Origin of the sequence: Luteibacter sp. OK325 (assembly GCF_003050935.1) — a bacterium.
In the GTDB taxonomy this organism is placed as follows: domain Bacteria; phylum Pseudomonadota; class Gammaproteobacteria; order Xanthomonadales; family Rhodanobacteraceae; genus Luteibacter.
In genome coordinates, this window is the sequence record NZ_QAOX01000003.1 from 222,450 (window position 1) to 234,182 (window position 11,733).

Annotated in this window: 7 protein-coding genes; all 7 read right to left on the reverse strand. The window is 61.4% G+C overall.

The annotated features are described in order from the left end of the window. Window positions 1-157: 157 nt before the first annotated feature. The 7 genes from C8J98_RS08760 to C8J98_RS08790 all read right to left on the reverse strand — a co-directional run bounded on the left by C8J98_RS08760 (window position 158) and on the right by C8J98_RS08790 (window position 11,544). Window positions 158-1,378 carry a hypothetical protein gene (locus tag C8J98_RS08760; RefSeq protein ID WP_107912811.1) on the reverse strand — a complete coding sequence of 407 codons (1,221 nt, stop codon included), beginning with the start codon at window positions 1,376-1,378 and terminating at the stop codon, window positions 158-160. Between the two features lie 179 nt (window positions 1,379-1,557). Further along, entirely contained in the window at window positions 1,558-3,843 is a 2,286-nt protein-coding gene (locus C8J98_RS08765; RefSeq protein WP_107912812.1) for a glycosyltransferase family 2 protein, read from the reverse strand. Between the two features lie 47 nt (window positions 3,844-3,890). Continuing rightward, the gene (locus C8J98_RS08770; RefSeq protein WP_107912813.1) at window positions 3,891-6,185 is read right to left on the reverse strand and encodes a glycosyltransferase family 2 protein; all 2,295 of its coding nucleotides are present in this window, start codon (window positions 6,183-6,185) and stop codon (window positions 3,891-3,893) included. Further along, entirely contained in the window at window positions 6,185-8,161 is a 1,977-nt protein-coding gene (locus tag C8J98_RS08775) for a class I SAM-dependent methyltransferase (RefSeq protein WP_107912814.1), read from the reverse strand. The genes C8J98_RS08770 and C8J98_RS08775 overlap by 1 nt, the downstream gene beginning before the upstream one ends. Before the next feature lie 6 nt (window positions 8,162-8,167). Then, window positions 8,168-9,520, reverse strand: a complete 1,353-nt coding sequence (locus C8J98_RS08780; protein WP_107912815.1) for an ABC transporter ATP-binding protein — start codon at window positions 9,518-9,520, stop codon at window positions 8,168-8,170. Further along, window positions 9,510-10,337, reverse strand: a complete 828-nt coding sequence (locus C8J98_RS08785; RefSeq protein ID WP_107912816.1) for an ABC transporter permease — start codon at window positions 10,335-10,337, stop codon at window positions 9,510-9,512. The genes C8J98_RS08780 and C8J98_RS08785 overlap by 11 nt, the downstream gene beginning before the upstream one ends. 37 nt (window positions 10,338-10,374) lie before the next feature. Beyond that, complete coding sequence (locus C8J98_RS08790) at window positions 10,375-11,544, reverse strand: PLP-dependent aspartate aminotransferase family protein (RefSeq protein ID WP_107913058.1); 1,170 nt, start codon at window positions 11,542-11,544, stop codon at window positions 10,375-10,377. Window positions 11,545-11,733: the final 189 nt, after the last annotated feature.

Below are 11,733 nucleotides of genomic sequence, written 5' to 3' on the forward strand. Positions count from 1 at the left end.
ACAAGTCGAAACTTGCATAGAAGCGAAACCCGTAAGCTCGCCACCCCCTACAGATTCCCAATTATTACGGAAATGTGATGGGGAGTCGATTGCACGGGTCAAAGCAGGATTCGCAATAACATGCTGGCATGCGCACGTGCCGTAAGATCAGATCAGATCAGAAGATGCTTCGTGATTTAAGGTCGCTGCACTGATTCCCCGTGAGGTCGACATGCCACATCCTCGACTGCGCTCCATCGTAATGGATGGGTAGCGGGTAAACAGCTGGGCCCACAGCAACGCATTTGTTCAACTCAGCACGCCATGAGACTCGTTCGTGGTTTCGCTGCGAATGAAACACGAACTGCGCAAATGCACCGGCGAAGATCACATAGACCAGCGATCTTGGAACGCGCCCTATCTCGGGAATCGCATAGAGAAGAAGCCAGGCCAGGAATATATACGGAAAGAAGAAGTATCGAGGACCGGCATTGAAGGGATGAATGATCTCAACCGGGACTCGCGTCGCCGATGCCAGGATCGCCGCCGCCAGGCATGCTGAGAGCATCAGGAAATACGGGTCTTGCCACTTCTTTCGGACGACCACGAAAACCACGCCACCAAGAACTATGGCAGAACCCACGATAAGTGCGACTGGCACGGGCACGCTGGCGGAGGCGAGGAAAAAATGCCCGAAGAAACGCGTGACCACGGCAGAGACTTCCACTGCCATGCCCGCTGGAGGTTTGAGCGCGCCGGTCGCACGCATCGTGACCCACTGCGCGGCAGCGACACATACAGCTACCGCAAACACCACGAGATCCGCCCGCTTTCGCAGGGCCGCGGCACGGAAACCCAGGATCGCGGCAATTGGCATCGCCATCGGGGACGACAGACCGCCAACAGCTACCAGCACGCAGCGCCATAGGGTTCGCGGCTTGTCCCCTTCATCCCAGAAAATGGCGACAAAAGCCCAGATGGTCCCCCACCAGAACACGTACTCCGACACCGCAAAGACTTCCGAGTCGGTCGGCAGAAAAGCGATCGCCAGCGCCGCAAGCTTCGGAAAGCGGAGGCGCGTCGGACTAAACGCCACAAGCGCGAGGGTGCCGACCTCGAAAATCAGCGTGAGCCAATATTCAATGCTGGGCAGGTGCGCAAACGACAGTGAAGCCGCTATCAAGAAGATCAATTTCGCCGGCACGACCAGGTAGCCAGCCACCGGAGCGAAAAGCGACTTCCACCCTTCGGCCAGATAAGCAGGAAGAGTTACCGTTCCCTCTTCCACCCACACATAAGGGTGCAGGAACTGGTCGGGCCGCCGCCATATGAAAATGGCGACGAGCAGCATGATAAAGGCAGGCCAAGACGACAGCCATCGCCTGAGTGAATGCGACATCCGCGGATTCCAATTCGAAAGTTTCGGGAGTGCGGGCGCTGGCACAGCGCCGAATTCTCGCAACCCGATTCCCCCCGGGCTCCGCAACTACCGACGATACTATTGATTATTTTACGAATTGCAATCGAAACCCGTCGCCTCGGCGTCTCTACCGCATAACTTTCGGAGCGAAGACTCGCTTAGGGGACCGGTGTCGCCGCCGTTGCCTCGCGGGGCGGAAACGCGAACGCGAAAGGTGTCGTATTCAGGGACAGATTCGGGCTATAGGCCGGGTCAGAATCGAGCAGGTCTCCCCAACGCTCCCGCATGAATCGGATCTCACTTTCAAACCGGGCGACTTTCTCCGGCGTGTCCTCGGTGCCACGGCTCGCCGATTCGTGGTGGTACAACGCAGCAAACGGTGTCCATACATTCCGGAATCCAGCTGCTCGAACCCGCAGGCAAAAGTCGACATCGTTGAACGCCACCTGCAGGGCTTCATCGAGACCGCCAACGTCTTCGAATATGGCGCGACGAACGAGCAGGCACGCCGCCGTCACCGCAGAGTATTCCTGCACGAGGGCGAGCCGCCCGAAGTACCCGAGGCTGCCGCGCGGATGCGCATGATGCCCGTGTCCAGCGACGCCACCGAAGCCAGTGATGACGCCAGCGTGCTGCACGGTGTCGTTCGGATAGTAAAGAAGCGCACCCACACAGCCGACGTCGGCACGAACGGCCTGCGAAACCATCTCGCCGAGCCAATCCGGCGCGATGGCCTCGATGTCGTTATTGACCAGTCCGACGATTTCCGCATCGGTATGCGCGGCGGCGAAGTTGTTGATCGCGGAGTAATTGAACGGATGTGGATAAGGCAGCACGCGAACGCGGGGATCCGCCACCACCGCGCGGAAATACGCGAGCGTTTCCTCTTCGACGGATCCGTTGTCGACAATCAGGATCTCGAAGTTCCGGTAATCGGTCTTAGCGAGAATCGATTCGACACACATTTTCAGCAAGCCAAGACGGTCCCGTGTCGGGACAATCAAGCTCACCCGAGGCTCGGGAGACGGCACCGGATAGCGGACCCGATAGTTCCCCGGCAATCCGGCGACTGGCAGTACCGTTGCCCCAGGGCGCACACGGGAAAGATGTGCCGTCACCGCTTTGTAGCCCGCATCGTGCGCGTAGCTCTTCTGGTCGCCTGAAAGCGCCGTTGAGCCCGGAATGGCACGCCAGTGATACAGCACTTGAGGAATATGCCCGATCTCGTCGCGCCTCAACCGCTCTACACAGCGCAAGGCCAGATCCCAATCCTGACTGCCTTCCATCCCCAACTGGAATCCACCGATTTCGCGCAGGAGCTGCGTCGAGTAAATACCCAGGTGCGAGATACAGTTCTGTCCAAGGAACAGGTCGTAATTGAAATCAGGCTTGAAGTAAGGCTCGTAACGGCGGCCGCGTGTGTCGACCTTGTCCTCGTCAGAGAACATCATCCGCCATGACGGATGCGCGTTGACTGCCTCAGCGACGGCAAGAAGGGCACTCGGGTGAAGCTCGTCGTCGTGGTCGAGCAAGGCGATGAACTCGCCCGTCGCCAGTTCCAACGCTGTATTGGACGCGGCAGAAATATGGCCATTCTCCGGCCGGTAGGCCACGCGAATGCGCGAGTCCCGGGCCATGTAATCGTCGAGCACCGCCTTTACGTGAGGCGCGGGCGAGGCATCGTCGGCGATGCACAGCTCCCAATGCGGATACTGCTGTGCCCGCACGCTTTCAATGCAGGCCCGCAACCAGATGCGATCCGTGTTGTAGACCGGCATGACAATAGAGATCAGGGGGCTGTGCTTCAGCGCGTCGATCCGGCGCTCGATGACACGCTTCTGGGCAGCGCCCTCGCGATCGTAGAACTTGATCCACTCAGCGTAGGTATCCGCAGCCTCCGCCTGATCGGCGCCCGAGTAGGTGGCGTAGAGCCAGTCGCCAAGCGACCGCGGCCCTCCCGATATGAGCCGCTGCAACGCGCGCTTCACCAGGCCGAGCCTGGCCCTCTTGCCCGGCGTGCGATCGAAGAGGTTGTTGAACATATCCGCGAAGGCGCCAATACGACCGACGCGTTGCAAACGAATACCATCCAGCTCGAACTCACTGATTGCGAGCGATGGCTTGAATCGCAACGACTGGACGTCAGAGGCGAATCGCACCAGGCAACTACCTTCTGCCGTGGGCACGAACGGCAACGGAACGCGAGCACCTTCGATCGCGCCAAAACCGTAGTCGGGGTAGAACACGGGACCGACGAGCTCGCCGCCGCGAGCAATCATCCGCGACGAAAAGCGATACCAGCCGCCAGCGAGAGGAAATGCGCCCTCGGCGACGCATTCGAACATGCCACCGTTGCCGATTGCCTCCCAGTGGCCCAGGCCCCTCTCGGAGACAGGTTCAATCTGTTCGTTGGGAATGAGATGAAAAGCAAGAACGTCGGACATGCGTATGAATGAGCCTGCGGAAGGATGTCGGGGCGGCGCCTGAGGCGCTAGGCCACGGACGACTGCGGGACGCCTTGACGGCCTCCGAGCCGCGCGATGCCGGGCCTGGGCGGAAACGACGGCACCATTGCGAATGCGTACAGCGAAAGATTGGGGTTATGTGCGGGGTCCGCGACATACCACGAGGACCAGCGCTGATCCATGGTCGCGATCTCACCCAGGAAGCGCACCTTCTTCTCAGGCGTGTTTTCGTTCCCCCGGGAGGCCGACTCGTGGTGGTAGAGCTCGGCAAAGGGCGTCCAGACATTGACGTACCCGGCGCGAATAACGCGCAGGCACAGGTCGATATCGTTGAACGCCACGGTGAGTGTCTCGTCCAGACCCTGGACGTCGTCCCACACGTCACGACGGATCAGCAGGCACGCCGCGGTGACCGCAGTAAGATTCTGAACAAGGCGCGCGCGTCCCATCTGGCCGTTATGGCCGCGTTCCGCACCGCTGTACACGTGCCCGGCAACGCCATGCATGCCGAGGATAACGCCCGCATGCTGGATCGTGTCGTTCGGGTAGTACAACATCGCCCCGACCACACCGACTTCCGGGCGCACGGCCTGACTCACCATCTCGTCGAGCCAGTCCGCGGAAATCACTTCGATGTCGTTATTGATCAACCCGACGATGTCTGCCGCGCTCTCGCGCACGGCCCGGTTGTTCAGCCTTGAATAATTGAACGGACTGTCGTCCCGTATTACGCGGACTCGAGGGTCCTCGCTCACGTGTGCGAAGTACTCCAGCGTCTCCTGCTCGACCGAGCCGTTATCCACGATGATGATGGAGTAGGCCGCATAGGCCGTCTTCGCCAGGATGCTTTCGACGCACATACGAACCAGGTCGACGCGGTCCCGGGTAGGAATGATCAGTTCGACGGTGGGCAGCTTCGCAGGCAGTGCGCGGCGGATGCGGTAACCACCGGGCGAGGGCGTCACAACCGCCTCGACACCCTTGCGCTGAAGGTGGTCAGTCAGTGCGCGCTGCCCAGCGTCCACGGCATAGTTCTTTTCGCCGAGGGCGAGTGCCGTCGAGCCGGCGATGGCTCGCCAGTGATAGAGCACCTGCGGAACATGGACGATCTGCTGGTCACTCAGACGCTCAATGCAACGAAGTGCAAGATCGTAGTCCTGGCTTCCTTCATAGCCGATGCGGAAGCCGCCCACCTCGCGAACCAGGGACGTCCGGTAGGCGCCGAAATGGCTCACGTAATTCTGAGAGAGGAAGAGGTCGGGATTCCAGGCAGGCTTGAAGTACGGATCGAAGCGCACCCCCGCCTCGTCGATCTTGTCCTCGTCCGAATAAACGATGCCGACATCGGGGCGCGCAGCAAGGACCCGGGCGACTTCGAGCAAAGCATGGGGAGGAAGGGCGTCGTCATGATCGAGCAGCGCGACGAAATCGCCTCTCGCCATCGCCAGCGCCGAATTCGACGACCGGGAAATGTGCCCGTTCTCGTCGCGGAAGCAGAGCCTGATCCGGCTGTCGCCCGCCGCGTATTCTTCCAGCACCCGCCGCACGTGGGGCTCCGGAGATGCGTCATCGACGATGCACAGCTCCCAGTCCGGGTACGCCTGGGCCCTGACCGAGTCAAGGCAGGCCCGGAGCCACTGCTCTGCGGTGTTGTAAACCGGGACGAGGATCGAAATGAAGGGACGCCGCGACCAGCCCAGGACTTCCTGGCGCCAACGGCTGACCGTGTTCGCGTCCGGGGTGTCGAACTGTGCCACCCACTCCTGATAGGTGCCGGCAGGCTGCTCGCTGCCGCCGCCCAACGCCACGGCATTACCCGCCACGTAGCGCTTGTAGAGCGCGTCCGCCTGGTCGCCCAACACCGTTGAGCCGAACACAAAGCCGACCGGAGGTCTTCGACGGAGCTCTTCGGTGAGTTCGTGGATGGCGTCCTGCTCGGTCAGGCTCTCGATCAGAATATCACCGAGCATAAAGGTCGCTTCCCGATCCGACGGATCGAGGCGAACATGGGTGGTACCCGTGGCCGGCGCCAACACAATGGCCGTCCATTCGGTGCCGTACATGCGCGGGCGCAACAGGAAGGGCTCGTTGTGCACATACAGTAAGGGCTTACCCAGCGAGCCATCCACCGGCGACAGCTCGACCGAAATACGATGAAAGCCTGGCCCCAATGTCCCGTCCGGCAGGTGCAAAAGCACCTGCGGGTCTTCTCCAGTCGCCCGGAACAACCCACTGGTCTCACAGCGCGTGAGTTGATGGATCGGCTGGTAGTCAACCAGGATACCTGGCGACCCAGCGAGAGACATCGAAATTCGGCTCATCAACTTTTCCTACGTGCCCGTCGCAAGATACGTCGAAGAATGCCACGACTTTGCTCAAATCGCGTGAGGGCCGCAAGTTCCTGGCGCCCCGCCTCGACATCGCCGCGCAGCACGGCATTCTGCTCGTTCAGCAGCTGCATGCCGTGGAGCATGCGATCGAGTTTGAGGTTAAGGGTTTCGGCCTGCTCAGCAGCGGCCGCCTCAACGGCGGCGAGCGACTGCGGCACGCCACCGGACGGACCGACGCCGAGATCGGCCACGGCCGAGAGGCCGGACCAGGATGGTCTAAGATCGCGCCCCGCGGAGATGCCAATCGACCGCGCGATGGTCAGGTCACTGACATCCAGCTCGATATACGGGGGCGAATCCGGCGAGGCCACTGTGACGGCTCCCGGCTCCTCGGCACCGATGATCTGCCCATGGGCGGCAACCACACGGCGGCGCAGATCTGGCACGGCGACTCCGTCGACAACCAGATTCGACAGACGATAGGCCCCCGGCAAAGCGGGAATATCCACGCGAACGAACGCCGGCTGCTCGCCGGCGGCGATGTCGAACCGCACGACGGCAACATCTTCCAGCCCCGTGAGGTGCCCCCGGACGCGACGCTCCGGTCCGAAGCCCTCGTTCAGGCCGCGGGTATACAAGCTGGGGCCGGTCCCGGGAATCATCACCATGCCCGCCACGTGGAGAGCACTCACCGCGGTTGCGATATCGCCAAGCGCGGCGCCCGCCTGCACGACAGGAGCGGCCGCGTAAATCGTCTGCTTGAGGGTCTGCAGCGCCTGCTCCTGGGCACGCGCCAGGGACCACAGCGATGGCTCGTTGAGCACCACGTCGAAACCGATCGTGACCGCCAACTGCAGGTCGCCGTCTTCCGGCAGCCGCTGCACGACATCGCGCACGGAGAACTCAACGTGCGGATCCTCGGTGAACGCCACCAGCCGTATTTCACCACGCGGAACGTCCGGCAGGAGGTCGCCGCTGACATGGCCGACGCGAGCGGCGGGATCGTCGATCGACGAGGACGTCCCAGCCACGGAGAAAGCCATGCCGGACAGCCGGAAGACGCCCGCGTGATCGGCGGGATCGATACGGATGAACTCGGGACGGACGCCCTCGGGAAAAGCAAAATCCAGCGCCAGCGGCCCTTCGGGCGCAGCGAATTCGGCCATGACCACCCGGGATTCGTCGTAATCCTGGTTGCCGTCTCGATAAAAGACACGGCAGGTGACATCGGGGGTGACCTGCTCGGCACGCGCGCCACCGGGCCGACCGCCGTCGTCCACGAGCGAATCGCCGAGCTCGTTGAAGAAGCGGCGCAGAGCCTCAGGACGCTGCTCGAAGGCATCCATGAAGGCGACGAACGCTTCCGGGACGTTGGCGCCGACCAGCGCGATACCCAGGCCGTTGCTGTGCTCGAACTCGGCGATGCGGTAGCGACCGCGAATCTCGTCGAGGAAACGAGCGACGCCGAAGCCCCGGTCGCGGACCTGGCTGTCGTGAAAAATCACGACGGCCCGGTCGCTCAATTTAGGCAGCCAGGTATTGAAGTCTTCGCTGACCGCTTCGTAGGTATGCAGTCCATCGATATGCAGCAGGTCGATGCTTCCATCTTCGAACTCGCCGAGCGCATCGATAAAAAAACTGCGATGCATACGGGAGAACGCCGCGTAACGCGGATCGTGGTACCGCTTGAGCGTTTCGTACACGCCCTCGCCATAGCGACGGGCATGCGGGTCGCCCTGCCACGAATCGATGGCGGTACAACGCGTGTCGCTGCCCAGGATCTGTACGGCCTGGCAAAAGGCCAGGTATGAATTACCGGAATCCGTGCCCAGTTCGACCAACTGCCGCGGTCGCAACAGATCGATCAGCAGGTAGGCAAACGGGATATGTCCGACCCACGCATACGGGTAGGAAAGACGCGGCTTCAGGAATACGACCGGATGGTCTTCTAAACGAAAATCCGACATCGTCGGTTAGTCCTTGATGAGTTCGATATCAAGCATCGGCAGGCCGATGATTCCCACAGGGGAGCTCGACGCCTGCGACTTGAACATCAGCGCTTCATGCAACCAGTTCTGCAGTTCGTGCTGGTCCTGCGTACCTTCTGCGATACCGGCGGTTACGAAGTATTCGCCGTGCTGCAGGCGCGGCATGTCGAACTTGAACCGGGCGCGTACGGTTTCGCCGGCCTTCATGCTGAAGGCTGCGTCGTGATATGTAAGGTAGGTGTTGTCGCCGAACAGGTACTGTCCGAGGCGATCCTTCACGTAGAAGCCGACAATGACGCTGTCGAGATCGATGTCGCTGACGACGGCGATCTCAAGGATCACGCACTCTCCGCCGATGATCCAGGCGATCGGATCGCCTTCGGCGTTCAACATCGCGACGTCGGCGACGCGGGCGTGGAGCGTACCGGCGCCAGGCGAATCGGGGTCGAACGGAAACACCTGGATATCGTTGCGCAATGTCGACCTGTCGATCAGTTCCCGACGGGGATCGTGGCGCGTGTGAGCGCGCAGCGCGGCTTCGGTCCGCACCGGATCCACGCTTCGTTTCGCCAGGAACTCCTCGACGTAGGCGCTCATGACATCCTTAGCGTCACCGCTCGCCTTGACGTGACCCTGATCCAGCCAGATCGCCTTGTCGCACAGGCCCGTGACCGCGCCACCGTCATGACTGACAAACAACAGCGTGCCCCGCTCCTTGAATTCACGCAGGTAGCGCATGCACTTTTGGGTGAAGAACGCATCGCCAACGGCCAGCGCCTCGTCGATGATGAGGATATCCGCATCAACGTGCACCATGACCGCGAAGGCCAGGCGCATGACCATGCCGCTTGAATAATTTTTGACCGGCTGCTCGATGAACTCGCCGATATCCGCAAACGCCAGGATGTCATCGAAACGCGCATCGATCTCCGCACGGCTCAGGCCGAGGATCGAAGCGTTCATGTAGACATTCTCGCGTCCGGTGAACTCGGAGTTGAAGCCGCTACCCAGTTCGAGCAGGGCAGCAACGCGCCCGTTCACCTGAACGGATCCTTCCGTGGCGGAGAGTGTCCCGGCGATCATCTGCAGAAGGGTCGACTTGCCCGATCCGTTGCGACCGATGATACCCAGCGTCTGCCCGCGCGAGATCGAAAAGTTCACGTCGCGCAATGCCCAGAACTCGCGGAAGTAACGCTTGCGCGTACCCATGATCCCCTGCATGAGGCGATGGATGGGACGGGCATATATCTGGTAGCACTTGCCCACGCCGGAGACGGTGATAACCGCGTCAGCGGCGTCGGCAGCCTGCACGGGCTGGAGCGCGCTCTCAGAGGACATCGGCAAAACCCCGCTTCGTCTTGTTGAACCAGATGAAACCGAGCTGGGCAACGGCAAGCGCAATGATCGTGTACAGACCCAGGCCGATGAAGTTCGGCAGATTGCCCCAGATCGCGACGGCTCGCGCCTGGTTGATGATGTATGTCAGCGGATTGAGCGCGAAGACGAACTGGTACCGCTCCGGCAACGTCTCCACGGGCACGATGGCCGAGGACAGAAACAGCATGGCGGTGGCAAGCACACCTGTGATCTGGCTGATGTCGCGCATGTAAACGCCGAGAGCGGCCAGGAACCAGACGACGCCTACGGTCAGGATAACCAGCGGCAGGATCACCAGTGGCAAGAACACGATCGTCCAGGGCAGGTAGTGATTGAATGCCAGGAAGAGGATGGCGAAGACGATGCAGTTTGCAAACACATGGAACAGCGCCGAAAGCACCATCGGCCACGGCAGGATCTCGAGCGGAAAGATGATCCGCTTGACCAGGTTCGTATTGCCCACGATCAACGTTGGCGCCCTCGTGAGGCACTCGGCGAAAAAGCCATGCACGATGAGGCCCAGGAAAAGGATCAAGGCGAACTCGGTCGTGCTGCCCGACGTATGCGGCCAACGGCTCTTGAGGATGTATCCGAACGCCACCGTGTAGACGATGAGCATGAGGAACGGACTGATCAGCGACCAGAGAAGCCCGAAGCTTGCACCGCGATAGCGCCCGAGCACTTCCCGCCGGGCCAGCTCGACAGTCAGCGAACGATGTCGGAAGAACGCGCCGAATGGCCCGTCGGAGCGGGTCTTGGCGTCAGCAATTTGGGTCAAGGGGTTTCCTCCAAAGGGCGCAGACGCCCTTTCTTTGTCAACTCAGAGCGGCGGCGAGTTCGGCGCGCAGGTCGCCGATATCTTCGACACCTACTGATAGACGTATGAGACCGTCGGAAATACCAAGACGCTTGCGATTGGCGGCAGGAATCGAGGCGTGGGTCATGATGGCCGGATGCTCGATCAGGCTCTCCACGCCGCCCAGTGACTCAGCGAGGGCGAACAGTTCGCACCGCTCTAGTACACGCCGGGCCTTGCGGAGCCCGCCCTTTACCTCGACGGAGATAATCCCGCCGAACCCATCCATCTGCCTGCGCGCCAGGGCATGCTGGGGATGAGATTTCAGGCCGGGATAGATAACCCGCTCAATAGCCGGGTGCTTTTCGAGCCACTTCGCGAGTTCGAGTGCACCCTCGCAATGCGCACGCATACGCAGATGCAGGGTCTTCAGGCCACGCATGGCCAGGAAAGCGTCGAACGGGCCGGCGACGGCGCCGATCGAGTTCTGCAGGAACGCCATCTGCTGCGCCAGCTCATCGTCGGCGGCGACGACGATGCCGCCAACGATATCCGAGTGACCATTGAGGTACTTCGTCGCTGAATGCAGGACCAGGTCCGCGCCGTATTCGATAGGCCGCTGGAGCATGGGTGAACAGAAGGTGTTGTCCACCACCAGGATCAGTTCGTGTTTACGGGCGAACTTGGCGAGCTTTGCCAGGTCCACCAGCTTAAGCATGGGGTTGGTAGGGGTTTCCGCCCAGATCATCTTCGTTTCCGGACGGAGCGCCGCGGCGAGCGCCGCCGTGTCGTTCAGGTCGATGAAACTGAAGTCCAGTCCGGCGGAGCGACGCCGGACCTTGTCGAATAGCCGGTAGCTGCCGCCGTAGAGGTCGTCCATGGCGATGACGTGGCTACCGGAATCGAGCAATTCCAGCACCGTCGCCGCTGCCGCGAGGCCTGAGGCGAACGCGAAACCGGCGACACCACCTTCCAGATCCGCGACGCAGCGTTCGTACGCCATTCGTGTGGGATTCTGCGTACGCGAGTACTCGTAGCCCTTGTGTACGCCTGGGCTCTGCTGCACATAGGTGGAGGTCGCGTAGATCGGGGTCATGATCGCCCCGGTGGAGGGATCCGGCGACTGTCCCGCATGGATGGCGCGGGTGCCGAGCCCGTGAACGGGTGATTTTAAGGATTTCTTGGCCATGGACTCTGACTTCTGGAGCCGCCGCGCGGCGGGCTGCGCCGGGCGCAGATGACCGCGTATGATACCCAGATTAAGGAATCCGGACCCGTACGCTTCGCCTCCGGACGCGCCCATTCATGTTTTTGAACGCGTCGGAAGCCCCGGTCCCCTACCGTCCGAGCCATGCGAGAATAGCGGCCCGGCTATCAA

Excerpts from the sequence above, each read along its gene's own strand:
- C8J98_RS08770 (WP_107912813.1), bottom strand. The coding sequence starts at position 6,185 with ATGAGCCGAATTTCGATGTCTCTCGCTGGGTCGCCAGGTATCCTGGTT.
- C8J98_RS08775 (WP_107912814.1), bottom strand. The coding sequence starts at position 8,161 with ATGTCGGATTTTCGTTTAGAAGACCATCCGGTCGTATTCCTGAAGCCG.
- C8J98_RS08780 (WP_107912815.1), bottom strand. The coding sequence starts at position 9,520 with ATGTCCTCTGAGAGCGCGCTCCAGCCCGTGCAGGCTGCCGACGCCGCT.
- C8J98_RS08790 (WP_107913058.1), bottom strand. The coding sequence starts at position 11,544 with ATGGCCAAGAAATCCTTAAAATCACCCGTTCACGGGCTCGGCACCCGC.
- C8J98_RS08760 (WP_107912811.1), bottom strand. The coding sequence starts at position 1,378 with ATGTCGCATTCACTCAGGCGATGGCTGTCGTCTTGGCCTGCCTTTATC.
- C8J98_RS08765 (WP_107912812.1), bottom strand. The coding sequence starts at position 3,843 with ATGTCCGACGTTCTTGCTTTTCATCTCATTCCCAACGAACAGATTGAA.